The 19,219-nt window shown below is 66.8% G+C and carries 19 protein-coding genes; 5 read left to right on the forward strand and 14 right to left on the reverse strand.

Annotated features, from left to right (window positions below):
* Window positions 1–7 precede the first annotated feature (7 nt).
* From phbB to ACREBX_RS11600, 8 genes are all read right to left on the reverse strand, one after another.
* On the reverse strand, window positions 8–730 hold the full coding sequence (gene phbB / locus ACREBX_RS11565; RefSeq protein WP_431561894.1) for an acetoacetyl-CoA reductase: 723 nt from the start codon (window positions 728–730) through the stop codon (window positions 8–10).
* 105 nt (window positions 731–835) lie between these two features.
* Window positions 836–2,389: a DUF1963 domain-containing protein gene (locus tag ACREBX_RS11570; RefSeq protein WP_431561895.1), complete on the reverse strand. Its 1,554-nt coding sequence runs from the start codon at window positions 2,387–2,389 to the stop codon at window positions 836–838.
* A 93-nt stretch (window positions 2,390–2,482) separates the two neighbouring features.
* Window positions 2,483–3,454 (reverse strand): ferrochelatase, encoded by a 972-nt coding sequence (gene hemH, locus ACREBX_RS11575; protein WP_431561896.1) that lies wholly within the window; start codon window positions 3,452–3,454, stop codon window positions 2,483–2,485.
* Window positions 3,451–5,748, reverse strand: coding sequence for a xanthine dehydrogenase family protein molybdopterin-binding subunit (locus ACREBX_RS11580; protein ID WP_431561897.1), 2,298 nt, complete (start codon window positions 5,746–5,748; stop codon window positions 3,451–3,453). Before ACREBX_RS11580 ends, hemH begins: the two co-directional genes overlap by 4 nt.
* Before the next feature lie 73 nt (window positions 5,749–5,821).
* The gene (locus tag ACREBX_RS11585; protein ID WP_431561898.1) at window positions 5,822–6,532 is read right to left on the reverse strand and encodes an SIMPL domain-containing protein; all 711 of its coding nucleotides are present in this window, start codon (window positions 6,530–6,532) and stop codon (window positions 5,822–5,824) included.
* Between the two features lie 13 nt (window positions 6,533–6,545).
* On the reverse strand, window positions 6,546–7,178 hold the full coding sequence (locus ACREBX_RS11590) for a hypothetical protein (RefSeq protein WP_431561899.1): 633 nt from the start codon (window positions 7,176–7,178) through the stop codon (window positions 6,546–6,548).
* Window positions 7,175–7,597: a CoA-binding protein gene (locus ACREBX_RS11595; RefSeq protein WP_431561909.1), complete on the reverse strand. Its 423-nt coding sequence runs from the start codon at window positions 7,595–7,597 to the stop codon at window positions 7,175–7,177. The genes ACREBX_RS11590 and ACREBX_RS11595 overlap by 4 nt, the downstream gene beginning before the upstream one ends.
* On the reverse strand, window positions 7,597–8,586 hold the full coding sequence (locus ACREBX_RS11600) for an Mrp/NBP35 family ATP-binding protein (protein WP_431561900.1): 990 nt from the start codon (window positions 8,584–8,586) through the stop codon (window positions 7,597–7,599). Before ACREBX_RS11600 ends, ACREBX_RS11595 begins: the two co-directional genes overlap by 1 nt.
* 91 nt (window positions 8,587–8,677) lie before the next feature.
* Here ACREBX_RS11600 and hflK point away from each other — a divergent pair, with 91 nt between their 5' ends.
* The 4 genes from hflK to ACREBX_RS11620 all read left to right on the forward strand — a co-directional run bounded on the left by hflK (window position 8,678) and on the right by ACREBX_RS11620 (window position 12,808).
* Window positions 8,678–9,835: a protease modulator HflK gene (hflK, locus tag ACREBX_RS11605; protein ID WP_431561901.1), complete on the forward strand. Its 1,158-nt coding sequence runs from the start codon at window positions 8,678–8,680 to the stop codon at window positions 9,833–9,835.
* Window positions 9,835–10,686, forward strand: coding sequence for a protease modulator HflC (hflC, locus tag ACREBX_RS11610; protein ID WP_431561910.1), 852 nt, complete (start codon window positions 9,835–9,837; stop codon window positions 10,684–10,686). The genes hflK and hflC overlap by 1 nt, the downstream gene beginning before the upstream one ends.
* A 137-nt stretch (window positions 10,687–10,823) precedes the next feature.
* Window positions 10,824–12,317, forward strand: coding sequence for a trypsin-like peptidase domain-containing protein (locus tag ACREBX_RS11615; protein ID WP_431561902.1), 1,494 nt, complete (start codon window positions 10,824–10,826; stop codon window positions 12,315–12,317).
* A 122-nt stretch (window positions 12,318–12,439) separates the two neighbouring features.
* Window positions 12,440–12,808, forward strand: a complete 369-nt coding sequence (locus ACREBX_RS11620; protein ID WP_431561911.1) for a VOC family protein — start codon at window positions 12,440–12,442, stop codon at window positions 12,806–12,808.
* 274 nt (window positions 12,809–13,082) lie between these two features.
* Here the strand turns inward: ACREBX_RS11620 and ACREBX_RS11625 are convergent, their stop codons facing one another.
* The 3 genes from ACREBX_RS11625 to ACREBX_RS11635 are packed head-to-tail and all read right to left on the reverse strand — an operon-like array spanning window position 13,083 to window position 15,956.
* Window positions 13,083–14,471 carry an SPOR domain-containing protein gene (locus ACREBX_RS11625; RefSeq protein ID WP_431561903.1) on the reverse strand — a complete coding sequence of 463 codons (1,389 nt, stop codon included), beginning with the start codon at window positions 14,469–14,471 and terminating at the stop codon, window positions 13,083–13,085.
* 22 nt (window positions 14,472–14,493) lie between these two features.
* Entirely contained in the window at window positions 14,494–15,216 is a 723-nt protein-coding gene (locus tag ACREBX_RS11630) for a hypothetical protein (RefSeq protein WP_431561904.1), read from the reverse strand.
* A 17-nt stretch (window positions 15,217–15,233) separates the two neighbouring features.
* A complete protein-coding gene (locus tag ACREBX_RS11635) occupies window positions 15,234–15,956 on the reverse strand; it encodes a ParA family protein (protein ID WP_037518907.1) in 723 nt (240 codons plus the stop codon).
* Window positions 15,957–16,214: 258 nt separating this feature from the next.
* Here ACREBX_RS11635 and ACREBX_RS11640 point away from each other — a divergent pair, with 258 nt between their 5' ends.
* Entirely contained in the window at window positions 16,215–17,498 is a 1,284-nt protein-coding gene (locus ACREBX_RS11640; RefSeq protein WP_431561905.1) for an SPOR domain-containing protein, read from the forward strand.
* A gap of 32 nt (window positions 17,499–17,530) precedes the next feature.
* Here the strand turns inward: ACREBX_RS11640 and ACREBX_RS11645 are convergent, their stop codons facing one another.
* The 3 genes from ACREBX_RS11645 to ACREBX_RS11655 all read right to left on the reverse strand — a co-directional run.
* Window positions 17,531–17,728: a hypothetical protein gene (locus ACREBX_RS11645; protein WP_431561906.1), complete on the reverse strand. Its 198-nt coding sequence runs from the start codon at window positions 17,726–17,728 to the stop codon at window positions 17,531–17,533.
* A 60-nt stretch (window positions 17,729–17,788) separates the two neighbouring features.
* On the reverse strand, window positions 17,789–18,091 hold the full coding sequence (locus ACREBX_RS11650) for a hypothetical protein (RefSeq protein WP_431561907.1): 303 nt from the start codon (window positions 18,089–18,091) through the stop codon (window positions 17,789–17,791).
* Between the two features lie 75 nt (window positions 18,092–18,166).
* On the reverse strand, window positions 18,167–19,219 hold a 1,053-nt coding region (locus tag ACREBX_RS11655; protein ID WP_431561908.1), incomplete at its 5' end, for an energy transducer TonB.

Below are 19,219 nucleotides of genomic sequence, written 5' to 3' on the forward strand. Positions count from 1 at the left end.
GCCATCGTCAGTACATATGCTGGCCGCCGTTGATGCTCATCGTCGACCCGGTCACGAAACCTGCGTCCTCGCTGCACAGAAACGCCACGCCGCGCGCGATCTCGTCGGCTTGCCCCAATCGGCCGACGGGGATTTTCGCGACGATCTTTTCCAGCACCTGCGGCGGGACGGCGGCGACCATGTCGGTGTCGATATAGCCCGGCGCGATCGCGTTGACCGTCACGCCCTTCTTTGCGCCTTCCTGCGCCAGCGCCTTGGTAAAGCCGTGGATGCCCGATTTCGCGGCGGCGTAGTTGACCTGGCCGTACTGGCCGGCCTGGCCGTTGATTGACCCGATGTTGACGATACGGCCCCAGCCGCGCTCGACCATGCCGGGGAAACAGGCTTTCGCCATGTTGAAACAACCGCCGAGGTTGACGCGCATCACATCGTCCCAATCGGCGTAGCTCATGCGCGAAAGCGTGCCGTCGCGCGTGATGCCGGCATTGTTGACGACGATGTCGACCGGGCCGAATTCCTCGGTGACGCGGATGCAGCCGTCGACGCACGCCTGATGATCGCCGACATCCCATTTCATCGCGGCGATGCCGGTGCGGTCGGTGAACTCGCGGGCCTTTTCGTCATTGCCGCCATAGTTGGCGACGACGGTGACCCCCATGTCCTTCAGCTTGAGGCTGATTGCTTCCCCGATACCGCGGCTGCCACCGGTGACGATTGCTACGCGTGTCATAAATCCAGCTCTCCCACAGAGTTATGGACCATGACTAGGCTGCGCAGACGGCCGCCGCAAGTTTACCGGAACGTCAATCGCAAAGCTATTCGGGGAGCCCGGCGACTAGCTGCTCACCTGTACCCGCAGTTTCGAAAAGTCGCCGATCGCGAGGTCCGCCTTGTCGATCGTCACCACCAGATTGTCGCAGTCGCCAAAGATACGGCTCATCAATCCGCTGGTCGGCAGTTCGAGCAACACCGCATCGCGATCCTCGTCATAATCGGGGACATGGCGGAAGGGCTCATGCCCCATCGCCGCCATCTCACGCTCGGCCAGCGTGCGCCACCAAGGCTCGAAAAAGGCGCGCGCCGGCGCCGAAAGATTGTCCGGATTGAGGCACCAGGCATGCTTCGCGCGATCGAACAAGATCGTCTGATAATCGTGAACCCACAGATTCGCGTCGGCGCGGTGCGTCGTCAGCGGCAGGGTGATCGTCTCGACCTGTTCGGCGCCCGTTTCGGGGTCGACCGAGCGGATCACCTCGACCCAGCGGATCGCGTGCAGTCCCGCCATCACCGCCGTTGCGTCGCTGGCCGAGAAATCGGCGCGCGCCGCGCTGTCGTGGACAATTGCAATGATCTCTTCGGCGCGCGTGCGGGCTTCGCGGTTGATCGCGGCGCATTGTTCTATTTCGTCCGGTTCTTCAGCATCGGCCTCCTCCGGCGCTTCGGTCATCAGCCGGTCGAGTCGTAGCTCGAGCAGTGCGACCATCGCGGTCATGCTGCCCCAGTCGAAGGGGTGGAACGCGGGGTCGGCGATGTCGTAGCCGCGATCGTGGAGCGCGGCGCCGGGCTCGTTCGGGTCGCCTTCGCCGCGCGGATCGGCATCGCCCGGACGGATGGCGACCAGGTCGACCGGCCATTCGGGAAAGGCGCGCACGGCGAACGGCGCGAGATCGCCAAAGCCCAGGCCGCCGTGCGGGCCGAACCAGCCTTCGGGATCGTTGAGCGTAAAGGGCGGTGCGACCGGCATGCCGGTATCGCGCAGGTGAAAGACGCGCAGGTCATAGTTGCGGCGGTGGATGAAGAATGCGAGCGCGCCGTCGCGCGGCCCCAGCCCGCCCCACAGGTCCTGCGGCAGGTCGGCGCAGCTGATCTGCGCCAGAAAATCCGCGGGCTGATCGTCGATCCTTGGCCATTCCGTGCCGGTGGGGAGCCGCGGGCGGCCACCGAGCCAGCTGTTCGTCGATATGGCGTCGCGCGGCGGGATCTGGGGAACGAGGCGAAGCGTCACCTCCTCGGCGTCGACCTTCTCGATCCGGTGTGCTTCTTCCTCGACCTCGGAAATCATCGATTCGAGTGCGGTTTCGACGGGTTCGATAACGGCGGCCGGTTGGTACTCGGCTTCATATTCGGGCTCGGCCGGTATTTCGAGCGGCTCCTTGCGGCTGATCCGCGCGAGCCGCGAGGGGGAGATTTCGACGTCCTCGAATTCGGGCGCGGCCTTGCGCGGGAGTTTCGGCAGGCGGATTTCGCGCGGCACGCGCGGTTCGCGGGGGGCTCGCGGCGCGGCGGGTGCGGTGCGCGGTCGCCGCGACCACCAGACGCCAAAGACGATCGCCAGAAAGGCCAGCGTGAGCCCGGCCAGCGCCAGCGCTGCCGATTGGACCTCGTTCATGGCGTATCTCCAAATTGGTGCGGCTCATGCCTTTTCGGCGCCGCGTCGGACCAATCTAGCGCATGGACCTAAACAGTTGGTAAGCGGCCGCGATCAGAGCCAGCCAGCGAGTTCGCGGCGCGCCAGCGTCTCCAGCATCGCCATGCCGGGCGCATCGGTGTTGAGGCAGGGGAGATAGGCGAAATGCCGTCCGCCCGCGTCCTCGAATTGCCGCTTGCCGCGAATTGCCAGTTCTTCGAGCGTTTCGAGGCAATCGGCCGCAAAGCCGGGCGCGAGGATCGCGACGCTGCGGCCGTCGCGGCCGAGCTGTTCGAGCCGCACATCGGTCGCGGGTTCGAGCCATTTGGCGCGCCCGAAACGCGACTGGAAGCCGACCTCGACCGGCCTGCCGAGCGCGTCCGACAGCCGGCGCGCGGTCGCCTGACACTGGTCGTGATAGGGATCGCCGAGCGCCCGCGTGCGTTCGGGCATGCCGTGAAAGCTTGCGAGCAGGACGTCGGGGGTGAAGTCGAGCGCGGCCAGCCCCGTCTCGATCGATGTCTTCAAGGCCCCCAGATAGGCAACATCGTCGTGATAGGGCGGAAGGAAGCGCAGCGTGGGCTGCCAACGCAGCGCCTGCAGATGGTTGCCCACTGCGTCGACCACGGTTGCGGTCGTCGCGGCGCAATATTGGGGATAGAGCGGCGCGATGAGGATGCGGTCGCATCCCGCCGCTTTCAGCGCGTCGATCGCGCCCCCGATTGCCGGTTCACCGTATCGCATCGCATAAGCGACCCGTACCGTTTCGCCGAACGCCGTCTGCAAGGCTTCGGACTGACGGCGCGTGATCGCGGCGAGTGGGGAGCCTGCGTCGGTCCACACTTGGGCGTAGGCATGCGCCGACTTTTTCGGCCGTGTCGTCAGGATAATCCCGCGCAGGATCGGCTGCCACAATATTTGCGGGATTTCGACGACGCGGCGATCCGACAGAAATTCGGCAAGGTAGCGCCGCACCGATGGCGCATCGGGCGCGTCGGGGGTGCCGAGGTTGACCAGCAGTACGCCGATCTGCGGTGGCGCGCTCACAGCGGATGCGCCGAAAGCGGGATACGGCGGATGCGGCGGCCCGTCGCGGCGAACATCGCATTGGCGATCGCGGGCGCGACCACCGGAACGCCGATTTCGCCGAGGCCGCCGGGCTCGCGGTCGCTGTCGACGAACTCGACCAGGATCTGCGGGGTCTGCGACAGGATGGGCAGGCCGAGCTGGCCGAGCTTGCGCGCGGTCGCGACGCCGCCTTCATAGTCGGTGGTGGCGCCGACCGCGGCGGCGAGGCCGAAGATCAGCCCACCCTCGATCTGTTGCCGCGCGATGGTTGGATTGACGAGGCGCCCGGCGTCGACGACCGCAACCAACTGTTCGACCTGCAGCCCGCGTTCGCTTTGCCGCGCGGTCGCCATCAGGGCGATATGGCTGCCGCGCATCGAATGGCAGGCGAGCCCTTGCGCGGTCCCCGACAATCCGCCCTCCCAGCCGCCGAGGCTGGTCGCGGTGAGCAGGCAGCGCGCGAGGAGCGGCGTGTTGCCCAGCATCGCCATGCGATAGGACAAGGCATCGGTTCCGGCGCGCGCCGCCATTTCGTCGACGAAACATTCGGTGAAAAAGGCGGTGTAGCTGTCGGCATTGCCGCGCCAGCGCCCGGTCGGCAGGCCGATGTCGGCGGGGCAATGGTCGACCGCCATGTGCGGGATCGCATAGCCGCTTGCCGCGCCCCCCATCGCCCCAGCGACTGCGGCGGCATCGGCGCTGCCCGCCGCCGCGCGCTGCGCGATGTCGGCGGGGGTGCCCGCGAACAGACGCTCGCGCACCTCGTGATTGGTCGGCGGCACTGCGATGCGCGTCACCAGTGCGTCGATCCCGCCCGCCGCATTGAGCGTCGCGGTCAGCTTGGCGCGCGCGGGCGCGCGCGGCGGCAGGCGCATGATCTCTTCGGCGCGCGACCAGGCGAGCTGGATGGGGCGCTTGACCTGCAATGCGATGATCGCCGCCTGCACTGCCACGCTGTGGTCGAGGCAGGCGTCGAACGATCCGCCCGCCATCATCGGGAACAGCGTGACATTCGCGGGCGCCAGCCCGGTCGCGCCGGCAATCGCGTCGCGGCACTGGGTGGGGGCCTGCGTCGCGACCCAGACGCGCAGGCCGCCGCTGTCGGGCGCCGCGGTCGCGGTGCGCGTTTCGATGGCGGCGTGGAGTGCGGGGGCGACGACATATTCGGCGGCGATCTTGGTGCGTGCCTCCATCGCCCCGGCGACGTCGCCTTCGCTTGCGATGCGATAGCCGTCGTCCTTCAGCGCCGCCTTCAATGCCTTGTCGATCCGGTCGGTGGAAATCGGCGTGCCTTCGGTTTCGAAGGTGGGCGCGAAGCGGTCGAGCGCGCGGTTCGCGGCCCACCAGTTGCGCGCGACCGTGGCGACCCAGCGATCATGCGTGACGACATGCAGCAGGCCGGGCGAGGCGAGCCCCTTTTTACGGTCGATGCTTTTTAGGCGGGTCGCGCCGAGCGGCCCCTGCCGGATCGCCGCGAACACCATGTCGGGCAGGCGGATGTCGCCCGCATAATTGGCCGACCCGTCGATCTTGGCGGGCAGGTCGAGCCGCGTCAGCTCCTTGCCGTAAAGCGGGTCCGAACTGCTGGCGCGATAGACGGGCTCGGCGGGCGGTTCGAGCAGCGCGGCGGCGGCCGCGACATCGCCAAAACGCAAGCGCTTCTTGCCATGGGTGACGAAGCCGTCCTGCGTGTCGCATTCTTCCCAGTCGGCGTCCCAGCGCTTTGCCGCCGCCATCATCAGCAGCGCGCGCGCCTGCGCCGCCGCCGCGCGGCACGGCGCCTCGAACATACGCACCGACGAGCTGTTCGCGGTCAGCATCACCGCGTGGCGCACGGCCCATTCGCGGCGCGCCCAGCTGCGCACGTCGGACACGAAATCGGGAACCCCCGACCGCGGGGTAAAGACCGCGCTATCCTCGTCGACCAGCAGCGTGTTCGTGTAGAGCGGGTTGATCGGCGCACTTTCGACCGCGATCGTCCGCCAGTCGGCGCCGAGTTCGTCGGCCATGATCTGCGGCAGCAAGGTGGTGACACCCTGGCCCATTTCGCATTGCGGGACGATCGCGCTGATGTGGCCGTCGTCGCCGATCTTGAGGAAGGCATTGAAGATGTGCTCGTCGGGGGCGGCGGTGAGGTTCGGCCGATAATCGCGCGGCCAGAGGCTCCATGCGACGGCCAGCCCGCCCGCCGCGGTGGCGCCGACGAGCAGCGAGCGGCGGCTGACGTGCGGCCTGCCCTTGCTTTTCCCCACTGTGTCGCGAATGCCGGCCATGCTCGCTGCTGATAGTCGGCGCGAGTCGGCGAGGCAAAGGCTTTTGGACGAGCATGCGTTCGCGGCGGCGCGGCTATTTCTCCGACAAAGCGAAGTCGACGCGCACCGAAACCTGCGATTCGCTGACCCCGGGATTGAAGGGCGGCGCGGCCGATTGCGCCGCGACCTCGTAATTGGCGGCATCCGCAGCGTAGGGCATCGGCGGCGAGCTGTCGCCGCCATCGCGGATCGTCAGCACGCGGTCGATCTTGAGCCCCGCGGCGCCCGCATAGGCGTCCGCACGCGCGCGCGCGGCGCGATAGGCGGCGGCGTAGGCCGATTTGGTCGCGGCTTCCTGATCGGAGACGCGCAGCGTCGGCCCCGACAGGACATTTGCACCCGCCTGCGTTGTCGCGGCGACGGCTTCGCCCGCCTTGTCGACCGCGCGCATCCGCACCTCGACCTGATTGACCGCTTCATATTTGCCCTTGTTGGCGCCCCAGTCGATGCGGTTCACGGTCAGCTGGCGCGTCTGGAGGTCCTTGCCCGCGACGCCAAAGGCTTTGAGCGCCTCGGTCACTTTGGTCATCGTTTCATTGTTGCGCTGTGTGGCGGCCTCGGCCGATGCGGCGATCGTGCTCACACCGGCGGTGAAGCGCGCCTCGTCGGGCCGCGTTTCGGATCGGCCGGTCGCCGAGACCGAGAGCAGGGTTTCGTCATGTCCGACGCCGCGCGGGTCGGGCGCTTTTTCACTACACGCGCCGAGCGCGAGCAGCGGGATCAGGATAAGGGTCTGGGTACGCATGAACTTTCTCCCGTCATCGCTGTCCAGCGTATGACGGGAGGAACGGTTCCCTACCGCCCCAGGGCGCGGGCGGCGGTGTCACCGGCTTCGCATAGTCGAACACGACGCGGAAATGTCGTCCTTCGCGATTCAGCCCATAGGTGAAGCCCGCGTCGGTCGTTTCGACCGACCAGATATTGGTGTTCGAAACGCTGCGGCCGGTCGCGGTGAACATCGCGATCGATTCGGCGTCGACGGGGAAGGTCTGGCGCGCCGCCGTCCCGGCATCGGCGGTGTCGCCGCCATAGAGGGTGACCGCGTCGGGCTTGCCATCCGCGTGGCGATGGTCGTGCTTGAGGCGCAGCCCCGTCGTCGTCCGGCTGACGATCCACGTCCGCGACCGATCCCAGCCGCCGTCGGGACCAAGCCCGTCGATGTGGAAGGGGATTTCGATCCGGTCGGCGGTGCAATTGCGGATATGCATCACCATCGCCTTGCCGCGCATGTCGGCATCGGCCGCCTGATCGCTCGCGAGGCGGCCGGCATAAGCCTTGCCGCAGCGTGCTGCGAGGGCATCGAAGAACGCGTCTTGCGGGTTCGCGCGCGTCGTCGTGGTCGCGCATCCCGCGAGCGTGGCTGCCATGAGCAGCGGCAGCGCGGCTTTCACTTCAGCAGGCCGAGGCGCGGGATCTCGATCTTGGGGCAGCGGTCCATCACCACGGCCAGCCCCGCGGCTTCGGCACGTTTCGCCGCGGCTTCGTTTATGACGCCAATCTGCATCCACACCGCCTTCGCGCCATGAACGATCGCCTCGTCGACGGCGGTGCCGGCATCCGCGCTGTTGCGAAAGATGTCGACGAGTTCGGCGGGCGGCTCGACGTCGGCGAGCGTCGCGACGACGGGCGCGCCGTGGATGGTTTTGCCGGCATGACCCGGATTGACCGCGATCACGTCATGGCCTTGGCGGACAAGGAAGGCGAGGACGCCGTTCGAGGCGCGCGCGGCGTTGGGCGATGCGCCGACCACCGCAATGCGGCGCTTTTGCCCGAGCAGTTCGCGAATCTCATTCTCGTCATTGATCGCCATCATCGCCCCTTTCGTGCAGTCAGCCAATCGGCGACCTTCGCCGCTATCGCATGGAATGGCTCGCCCAAGGGATCGGTTCCCGCCGCGGGCGGAACGCCGCCATCGCTCGCGAGGCGGATGCCCATCGACAGCGGCACGCGCCCGAGGAAATCGAGCCCCATCGTCTTTGCGGCGGCTTCGGCGCCGCCGCAACCGAACGGGTCGCTGACCTCGCCGCAATGCGGACAGGCATAGCCCGCCATATTCTCGACGAGACCGATGATCGGCACGTCGGCCTGTTCGAACAGGCTGATCGCGCGCGTCGCGTCCATCAGCGCGAGATCCTGCGGGGTCGATACGATCACCGCGCCCGCGGGCTTGTGCCGCTGGATCATCGTCAGCTGGACGTCGCCGGTGCCCGGCGGCAGGTCGACGACGAGCGTGTCGATGTCGCCCCAGCTCGCATCGACGAGCTGTTCGAGCGCCTTGCCCGCCATGGGGCCGCGCCAGGCGATCGCCTGTCCGGGCGCGGCGATCTGGCCGGTCGAGAGCATCGGCACGCCATAGGCATTGGGGACGGGGGCCAATTTCGACCCCCGTGCTTCGGGCTTCACGCCTTCGCTGTCCATGAGGCGCGGCAGCGACGGGCCATAGATGTCGGCGTCGACCAGTCCGACCTTCACCCCCAGCCGGCGCAGCGCGACGGCAAGGTTGGCGGCGAGGGTCGATTTGCCGACACCGCCCTTGCCGCTGCCGACCGCGATGATCGTCATCGCCTTTTTCTCGGCGGTCATCGCGATGCGCACCTCGCGCACGCCGGCTTCGGTGAGCAGCCCGGCGCGTAGCTTGTCCTCGAGCGGTTTCCGCTCTTCGACGGCAAGCCCCGACACATCGAGCACCACCGCGAGCAGGCCCGAATCGTCGAGCAGGCGCAGGCCCGACGTCCGTCCGTCGCTTAGCTCCGCAGCGGCGGAAGTCAGGCGGGCGATGTCGGGGGTTTCGTCGGTCATGTCCGCGGCAGATAGGCATGATCCACCCGATTGCCAGCCATTTTCGCGTGCACCCCCTGTTAATCGCGGCCACCGCCCCTATAAAAGCCCTATGAACGACAAGAATGACGGCAGCATGGGACGCCGCAGCCCGAGAGGATTGCGGCAGTTTTTCGATTCGATCAGCCAGATGGCGAACAGCCCCTGGGGCAGCGGTCCCGGCAAGGGCGATGACGACGGGAAGGGTGACGGCAAGAAGCCCGGCCCGCGCAACCCGTGGGTCACCCCCGATCCGGCCGACCAGCGGCGCGCGCAAAAGCCGCGCGGCCCCTCGGCCCTCGACGAATTGCTGCGCAAGGGGCGCGGCGGTTTCGGCGGCGGCGGCTCGGGCGGCGGCGGCCAGTTCAACTTCGGCGATTCGGCGAGGCTCTGGAAATGGGTGGTCCTCGCGCTCGTCGTCGCATGGGTGCTTTTCTCTTCCTTCCATATCGTGCCGCCCGAAAAGGAAGGCGTGATCACCCGCCTCGGCAGCTATTCGCGCACCGTCGGCCCCGGTGTGAAGCTCACCTGGCCGGCGCCGGTCGAGCGCATCCGGCTCGAAGACGTCCGCGCGATCCGCACGATGGCGGTCGGCTCGCCGAACGCTACGGATGAGAATTTCGTGCTGACGCGCGACCAGAGCATCGTCGACCTTGCCTATGAGGTCCGCTGGTCGGTGCGCGATCCCGAGCTGTTCTTTTTCCAGCTTGCCGATCCCGAAGGGACGATCCGCGAAGTCGCCGAAACCGCGATGCGCGCGACGGTCGCGAACTTCGACCTTGTCCAGGCGATCGGCCCGGGCCGCGTCGAGATCGAGGCGCAGGTCCAGCGACGCATGCAGGAATTGCTCGACCAATATCGCGCCGGCGTGATGATCCAGGGCATCGCGATCCGCCAGGTCGACCCGCCGAGCCAGGTCGACGAGGCGTTCAAGGAAGTCACCGCGGCGCGGCAGGAACGCGAATCGGCGATCAACCTGGCACGCGCTTACCAGCAGCAGGTGCTCGAACGCGCGCGCGGCGACACCGCGGCGTTCGACAAGATTTACGAGCAGTATAAGCTGGCGCCCGGCGTGACCCGCCAGCGCCTCTATTATGAAACGATGGAGACGGTATTGTCGAACGTCGACAAGACGATTGTCGAAGCGCGCGGGGTGACCCCCTATCTGCCGCTCAACGAAGTGCAGAAGCGGATCAAGGCGCCCGAAGCCACACAGAAGGGAGGCGAATGATGTTCGGTTCGCTTTTCCAGAACCCGATGCGGCTGCTCTTTGGCGTCGTCATCATACTCGTCATCCTGTCGCAATCGCTCGCGATCGTGCCCGAGGACAAGCAGGCGCTGATCCTGCGCTTTGGCGAGATCGAGCGGACAGTGAACAAATACAAGGCGGGCGAAGATTTCGGCAAGTCCGGCGCCGGCCTCGTCCTCCGCGTGCCCTTCACCGACGGCATCCAATATATCGACAAGCGCATCCTCGGCGTGAACATGGAACGCCAGCAGGTGCTCTCGACCGACCAGCAGCGCTTGCAGGTCGACGCCTTCGCGCGCTTCCGCATCACCAATCCGGTGCGCATGTACACCGCGATCCGGACCGAGGATAAGTTGCAGACGCAGCTCGCGACGATCCTCGGTTCGTCGCTGCGCAACGAGCTTGGCAAGCGCACTTTCGCGACCCTGCTGTCGCCCGAGCGCGGCGCGGTGATGGACAATATCCAGGTCGCGCTGAACCGCGAGGCACAGAAATATGGCGCCGAGATCATCGACGTCAGGATCAAGCGCGCCGACCTTCCCGAAGGCGCGACGCTTGAGGCGGCGTACAACCGCATGCGCACCGCGCGTCAGCAGGAAGCGATCTCGATCCGCGCCGAAGGGCAGAAGGAAGCGCAGATCATCCGCGGCGGAGCCGACGGCGAAGCGGCGCGTATCTATGCCGCCAGTTTCGGCAAGGATCCCGACTTCTATGATTTCTACCGCGCGATGCAGAGCTATCGGCAGACCTTCCTCGGCGAAAACAACCAGGGCGGGACGTCGATCATCATGTCGGCAGATAATGAATATCTGAAGCGTTTCCGCGGAAATTGACAGTGCTGCGGCGGGCGAACGGCGCGATGAACGGAATGTGCAAGCGCCGTTCATGTTCAAATGGCGTTCAGCCGCGCCGCCGCAGATAACCGCCGCCGGGGCTGTGAGTTTTTCGTAAGAGAAGAGGAATTTCGATCGTGCGTTATGTTTATGGCATCACTTCGGCCTTGCTGGCGGGTGGCACCGCGCTGGCGCTGGTCACCCAGTCTCCCGTCGGCGCGCAGGTCGCGCAGAATGAAAAGAGCGAAATCGCCAAGGTAGTGCCCCGTTCGGGCGCACCCGAAAGCTTCGCCGACCTTGTCGAACAGCTCCAGCCCGCGGTGGTCAACATCTCGACCAAGCAGGAAGTCACGCTCGGCGTCCGGCTGAACCCCTTTGCCGGCACGCGCGAGCCGATCACGCAGGAGCAGCAGGGCGGCGGCTCGGGATTCCTGATCTCGGCCGACGGCTACATCGTCACCAACAATCACGTCATCTCGGGCGGTCCGCGCGGCGAGGCGGTGAACCAGGTCACGGTGACGCTGACCAACCAGAAGGAATATAAGGCGACGATCGTCGGCCGCGACGTCGCGTCCGACCTCGCGCTGCTCAAGATCGAGGCGGGCGGCCTCCCCTTCGTCAAATTCGCCGACAGCAGCACCGCGCGCGTCGGCGACTGGGTCGTCGCGATCGGCAACCCGCTCGGCCTCGGCTCGACGGTGACTGCGGGCATCATCTCGGCGGTCCAGCGCAATATCGGTACGGGAACGGCCTATGACCGCTATATCCAGACCGATACCGCGATCAACCGCGGCAACTCGGGCGGCCCGCTGTTCGACCTTCATGGCAATGTCGTCGGCATCAACAACATGCTGATCTCGCCCGTCGGCGCGAACATCGGCGTCAACTTCGCGATCCCGGCCGACGCGGCGATTCCGGTGATTGATGCGCTGCGCGCGGGTGAAAAGGTCCAGCGCGGCTACCTCGGCATCGGCATCGCGCCGGTCGACGAGGATCTGGCGGCGGCGCTTGGCCTGCCCAAGGATCGCGGCGAGTTTATCCAGCGCATCGAACCCGCGCAGGCGGGGGAAAAGGCCGGGCTGAAGCGCGGCGACGTCGTGACCAAGGTCAACGGCAAGGACGTTACGCCGCAGCAGACCTTGTCGTACATCGTCTCGAACACCAAGCCGGGCACGCGCATTCCGCTCGAGATCATCCGCGACGGCAAGGCGATGACGCTCAATGTCCTGGTCGGCACGCGCCCGCCCGAGGAAGAGCTGGCGGGCAGCAACTTCGATCCCGAGGCCGAGCAGGCAGAGCCCGAGGATCCGACCGGCGCGGCCGACAAGGCGATCCAGGACGAACTGGGCCTGTCGGTGCAGGTCGTGACCCCCGACATTGCGCGTGCGGTCGGCGTCGATGCGGGCACCAAGGGTCTGGTGGTCGGTGCTGCTTCGGCGAACAGCGACGCGGGACGCAAGGGCCTGCGCCGCGGCGACGTAATTCTCAGCGCGAACCGCACGCCGGTCGCCACGAGCGAAGCGCTTGCCAAGGCGGTCGCCGACGCCAAGAAGGCAGGCCGCGACGCGGTACTGCTCGAAATCCTGCGTCGCGGTAATCCGTCGGGCTTTGTCGCGATTCGCATCAAATAGGCTGCGATTCTCGCACTCGAAAAAAAGGGCGCCGCACCTTCGGGTCCGGCGCCCTTTTTTGTTTGCGCGCCGCCCCTTTTGTTCATATTATGTTCTCATAAGAACGAGTCGGGAGAAAGATGATGATTGGCTATGTGACGCTGGGGACGAAGGATCTCGCCAAGGCGGCGGAATTTTATGACGCGATTGCCGCCGAACTCGACACGCCGCGCATGATGGAATTCGACGGCTTCATCGCGTGGGGCAAGCCCGGCGGCGGTGCGGGCATCGGGCTGACCAGGCCGTTCGACGGTAATGTCGCGACGGTCGGCAACGGCGTGATGGTCGCGCTGCAGGCGAAGGACAAGGAACAGGTCCACCGCCTCCACGACATCGCGCTCGCGCACGGCGGGACGTGCGAAGGCCCTCCGGGACCGCGCGGCGAGGGATTCTACGCCGGCTATTTCCGCGACCCCGACGGCAACAAGCTCAACGCCTTCATCATGGGATGAGCGGCGGCACGCGGAATGTCGGCTTTGGGGTGGTGAGCTGACAAGAGCCTCCCCTCCCGCAAGCGGGAGGGGTAGCGAGGCTTGCCAGCTTGCTGGCTAGCCGCAGCGGGGTGGGCCATCGCAACGTCGCTGCCCACCCCCAACCCCTCCCGCCTGCGGGAGGGGAGATCAAACGTCCGCTTCCGGTCGTTAGCGGCCATGGAGGCCCGCGCCTCCAAACAAAAGAGGCGCGGCCTTGCGGCCACGCCCCTCCCCCTTATCCGGGCAAAGTCTTTTAGCGCGAAGCGAGCCGCATCGGGCCGGCCTTCGACGCCCACTGGATCGCCTCGCTGCCGCCCATCGCGCGGATGAAACAGGTCTGTCCCTGCGCCTTCAACTGGTGGCACAGGCTCGTCGCGTCGGCGCGCGTCGCGAGGCCGTTCACCGTCAGGCGATAGAAATTGCGGCCGTTCACCGTCGCGGCATGGCTCGACGCCGGGAAGCTGGCGAGAACGGCGTTGCGTTTCTTCAGGCTGCCCCATTTTTCCCTGGCAATGCCCAGGCTGTCATAGGCGCCAAGCTGCACCGCCCAGCCGGTGGGCTTTTTCGCATCGAAACCCATCGCCTTCGGGATCAGCACGGTGGCAAGCTCGATCGCCTGCTGTTGCGCGGGACGGACACGCCCTTCGCCGGCGACGCGCGGTGCGGCGCGATAGGGGGCGGCATCGGCGAGGATCACTTCGCCCGCCGGTTTCGGCTGCGGCAATTCGGTCACCGGTACAACGCCATCGGCGCCGCGCACGGGCATCGGCAGTTCGACGCTGCGGATCACGCTGCTCGCGTCAGCAAGCACCGGCGGCGGCGCATAGTCCGCGACCGGCGCAGGATCGGCGCTCGCAAGCTGGACCCCGGGTTCGGCCGCGGCCATTTGCGTGTCACCGAAATTGCCGAGCGCCAGCTGGACCGGCATGCCGGCATCCTGCTGCGCGGTTGTGCCCATCAGGCTCGCGACGCGAACCTGTGCATTCGGCTGGTCGGCGAGCTTCGACCATTCGGCCATGCGCGCTTCAAGCTTTGCCGCCGACAGATCCTGCGACGCGATGATGCGCGCCTGCGCCCAGCGACCCGACAGCGCGAGCGCCAGCGCAAAATTCTGCCGCGTCCGTGCGTCGGCGCCTTTGACGCGCGACGCTTCGTTCAGCACATAGATCGACCCTTCGGCATCGCCGGCAAGGGCGAGCGCCAGACCGAGGTCCGATGCCGGCACCGTGTCGCGATGCTGCGTCAACAGCGCGACCGCCTGCTGGTTCTTGTTCTGCGCGATCTGTGCGAGCGCCAGCGAGAGGATCGTGTTGCTATCGGTCGCGCCGAGTTCCATCGCCTCGGTCAGCGCCGCCGTCGCCGAAGCGAAACGGCCGGTATTGAGGTACGCCTGCCCCAGCAGCGCGCGATAGCCGGCGTCACGCGGGCTGCCTGCCACGGCCGCTTCGGCAAGGCCCACGGCCTTGCTTGGCTTGCCGGCTTCCAGCGCAACGCGCGCCAGGTCGGCCGATTTGGCGGCGATCGCGGGCTTGCCGGCGGCGCGCGACGGCGCGTCGGCCATTTTGCCCATACCGCTGCATCCGGTGGCCAAGCTCAGGACAAAGCCCGAAACAGCCAGGTTCTTCAGCATCTTGCGGTTCATGACAGGTCCCCCTCTTTTTTCTTCAGCGCTGCACGCGGCGCACCGGGCGCGTGGCCGGCAAGCGGCTTGCCATCGCGTCGATTTCGGGCAGCGAAGCCAGATATTCATCGAGCAAGTCGGTCAGGATCACCTGCGACGACCGGTTCGTCACCGCGCTTGCGAGGCGCAGGCGCAGATGGCGCTCGGCGTCGAGGCGCAGCGTGAACGCCGCCTTTTCGCGGGCACGCAGCGCGCGCGGTGCCTTTTCCTTCTTCGGAGCCTCCGGCGCGGTACGCGCCTCACTCCTGGGCGCCGGACGCGCTTCGACCTTGCGCGCCACCGCGGCGACGCGCTCGATCAGCGATTCCTGCTGGCGGACGATTTCGGGAACTTCGGGGGCTTCGGCCTCGAACTGGTCGGCGCCATAATCGTCGCTCAGCCCGGCCCGTTCGCCGGCGAATTCGGCGCCGAATTCCGGCGTCAGTTCGTGACCGACGCTGTCGTCGACCGCATGTTCGGCCTCGACATTATGCGCCAGCACCGATCCGGTGAGCAGCGGCTTCAAATCGAGCATCCGCGCGGGTTCGGCCGACTGGTCGGGATCGACATCATAACCCATGTCGTTCCAGCCAAGGTCGTCGTAACCGCCGGGGTTGAGGGGTGCGGGGCCGCTACCGAGCGGCTGGCGGCGCATGGCGGGACGCGCTCCGCCCTTGCGGGCAAGCAGTCCGGCGCTCAGCGATGCGAGGGGTTTTGGTTCGCCCATGGTTTCCGTACCTCCCGTCACTGGCCAGCGATGCGGCGGCCGAAGCCACCACCCATCGGGCGAACCGCGCCATAATTGCCCTGTGTGGGCAACGGCGCGGCAAATACGGTCCGGCGGAAATTCTTTTCGAGGCGGTCGTTCATATAAGTCCACAGCTGGCGGATCTCGTCGGCCGAGCGTCCGTTGGGATCGACTTCCATCACCGTGCGGCCGTCGATCATCGACGCGGCATAATCGGTGCGGTGGTGCAGCGTGATCGGGGCGACGGTGCCGTGCTGCGACAATGCAACCGCGGCTTCGCTGGTAATCTTCGCCTTGGGCGTCGCGCCGTTGACGACGAACACCAGCGGCTTGCCGGCGCGTTCGCACAGGTCGACGGTGGCGCCGACGGCGCGCAGATCGTGCGGGCTCGGCCGCGTCGGTACGACGATCAGTTCGGCGACCGAAATCACGCTCTGGATCGCCATGGTGATCGCCGGCGGCGTATCGATGACCGCCAGCTTGAACCCTTGCTGGCGCAGGATTTCGAGGTCGGATGCCAACCTGGCGACGGTTGTCTGGGCAAAAGCCGGAAGGTCGGTTTCACGTTCGTTCCACCAGTCGGCGAGCGAGCCCTGCGGATCGATGTCGATCAGAACGACGGGGCCGGCGCCCGCAAGCTGCGCCTGCACCGCCAGGTGCCCCGACAGCGTGGTCTTTCCCGACCCGCCTTTCTGTGAAGCCAATGCCAATACGCGCACTGCGTTACCCCCTCGGTAAATCCAATAATCGGCGACGGAATGCCATGCGGGGCGCTAAAATTGGGTTAACGATGATAAAAAGAGGGTGAACGACTTCCTCGCGAATATGGTAAATGATCCCCTAAGACGAACTTGTGCCAGAACGGATCAAGTTCGGCGCGGGCGCTTTTGTCGCTAACGCCGTGTTAGCCAATTGACGCTATAAAGACCCCGGGGACTGCAGCCGGCTTGGGGCGGCGCAAGTCATTGGAGAATAAGATGCGTTCTTTCCGCACGGTCCTTTCGCTGGCTCTGCCGCTGCTCGCGGCATCGATGCTGGCGGCACCCGCCCATGCCGACGTCAAGGATGGCGTCGATGCTTGGCAGGCGGGCAATTATCAGGCGGCGGTCGCCGAATGGCGTCCGCTCGCCCTCGCCGGCGACGCCGATGCACAGTTCAATCTCGGGCAAGCCTATAAACTCGGCCGCGGCGTTCCCGCCGACCTCGTGCAGGCGGAGGCTTGGTATCGCCGCGCCGCGAAACAGGGGCATTTGCAGGCAGAAGACAATCTCGGCCTCGTGCTCTTCACCGCGAACCGCCGGCAGGAGGCGATGCCCTTCATCATCGCTTCGGCCGCGCGCGGCGAACCGCGCGCGCAATATGTTCTCGGCACCGCGCACTTCAACGGCGACCTCGCGGCGCAGGACTGGCCGCGCGCCTATGCGCTGACCAAGCGCGCCAGCGACGCCGGGCTCGGCATCGCTTCGGCGCGCCTCGCGCAGCTCGACAATCTGATCCCGCTCGACCAGCGCCAGCGCGGCCTCGCGATACTCCCCGAAATCGAGCGCGGCGAACAGCAGGCACGCCTCACCGCGGTCAATGCCGCGGCGCCGCCCGCCGCCAAACCCGTGCCGGCCGCCTCGCCGGTGAAAGTCGCCAGCCTTCCCGCCTCGACCCCCGGCACCCGCTACACGCCGCCGCCGGTGATCGGCACGCCGCCCGCGCCCAAGCCCGCCCCGCAACCTGCACCCGAACCGATCCGCAGCGTCGCCGTGCCGTCCTCGCCCGTCGCGAGCGCCGCCGCAGCCGCGGCCGCCGAAGCGACCGCAAACGCCGTCGCCGCGACCAGCCAGCCGGGCACGACCTACGCCGCGCCGCCCGAAAGCGGCAAACTGCCGCCCGCGCCGCAGCCGAAACCGGTCAAGGTCGAACCCGCTCCGGTCAAACCGGCCCCGGCCGCCCCCAAACCCGCACCCGTCAAAGCGGCCCCGGCACCTGTCGCGACCGCATCCGCCCCGGCGCACGACGTCCGCGTCCACAACGGCACCGCCAGCCCGTGGCGTGCGCAACTCGGTGCCTTCGGGGTCGAGGCCAACGCCCGCAACCTCTGGACGTCGCTCGAAAAGAAGAACCCAGCCTTCGCCGGCCGCACGCCCTATCTGGTCAAAAGCGGCAAGCTCACCCGCCTCCAGGCCGGCGGCTTCGCGAACAGGGGCGAGGCCGAAAGCTTCTGCGCGTCGGCACGCAAGAACGGCCAATCCTGCCTGGTCGTCGATAAATAGCCCGGGACATCCCGGTTAAAACCGGGGTCGGATCAGCGCATTTTCCGCACGTCGTTCACATCCTGCGCCAGATGGCCCAGCATGAGAAACTCAAGCGCTTCCTTGACGCAGAGGTCGAGACGCTTGTCGTTCATCCCGGCCAAATAGGTCGTCCACACGGCCTGGCCGCTCGGCGTCGCGGCGAAAAAGTGGAGGTCACGGATTTGCTGGGCAGTCAATGCGATCGCCATTCTTCCAGCCATGCATTGCCGCGCTCGTTCCTCGAGCTCCCTTCCTCCCGCTCGCCCCCGTTAAACGATGCGCGCGAACAACGCCTCGCGCATCCGGGGATAGGCGCGGCGCTTTTCAACGTCCGCCAGCCGGGCAAAGCTCAGCTCGGAAGCCGCCTCGACGAGCGCCCAGTCCACAGACGGACCGTACAGCGACCGCCCCGACCACAAGTCCTTCGCGGCAGCAAGACGATCCGGCTCGACCGGCAGATCGGGTGGCGGCGGTATCGCCGCAACCGGCAAGCCGGCGGTATCGCCGCAACCGGCAAGCCGGCGGCGACCATCAACAACGCGCCGATTCCCACCGCTCTTCGCCCGCTGCATGCAAAGCGGAAAACAGTCTTCGATCCCATGTCCATTGTCCGATCCCCACCCGGCATCTTGCAATATCATATAGGCTCAATCGGTCGCGGGTCGTTCGTCCACTTCGCCCCCCGGATTGTCGGCCGACATCATAAACTTCACCGTCTCGACGCACCCCGACGCCCCTTGCGCCGACGGTGCGACGCGGCCGCTGCGCACGATACTCATCGCCTGCCGTCCGAAATCGGCCGAAGGCTGCGCGTCCAGAACCTTCACATTGCCGACTTCGCCCCATGGCGCCGTGTCGAAGGCGACGATCGCCCACCCCTCGATCGCGCGCTTGCGATAGGCGGGCGGATAATGCGTCGTCGGCCGCGTCGCCCAGTCGACCTTTGCCGGGCAAACGGCGTCCGCGGACCGCAACGGCTCCCCGGCGGGTGGCGTGGGCGCGCGAAGCTTACCCGCCGATCGCCAATAGGGATAAAGACAGCCCGTCCGCGCCCCGCCGGTAAAGCGCGACACGCGGATCGCCTCGATCGCCGCGGCGTCAAGTTCGTCATTCCCCGTGCCCTGCGCAATCCGCACGTCGACCGGGCGCCCGTCAGCGTCGGTATTATAGCCGACAAGCGACCAGTCGCGCACGCCCGGCGTTGCTTTCAGTTTCCGGAAATCGGGATGGCCGCTCAGCAGCGGCGCCAGGCGCGGCTTGTCGCGGCAATTGCCGACGCTGCCGATGCGATCCCACCCCTCCTGCGGCAGTTTCTGGCCCGCCGGGTGAATCGAATAGGCGATCAGGTCGGCAATCGGCGCGCGCGCCAGCGGGTCGAATTTGGGCGCATAGCTGATCCGGCAATTCTCGCGCCGGCCACCGACGGGAAAATGGCTCGCCGCCAGCGCAGGACCGGTATCGGGGTCAAGACCTTCGCTCTCGCTGTTGTCGCGCGCGATCGAGTGCGTCCGCCCCCTCGCATCGATCGCGAAACGATAGGTCGGCGCGCGCACCCATTGCGGGTCGATCGTCCCGACTGTGGCCAGCGGCCGCTGTATCGCACCACCCTCGACCGCAATCCCGTCGCAGCGCACTTCGCCCGGGACCCACGACAGCATCTGCACCGGCGATGGCCTGTTGTGGCCAAAAACCGGGACCGC

Origin of the sequence: Sphingopyxis sp., assembly GCF_050725655.1 — a bacterium.
GTDB lineage: Bacteria > Pseudomonadota > Alphaproteobacteria > Sphingomonadales > Sphingomonadaceae > Sphingopyxis.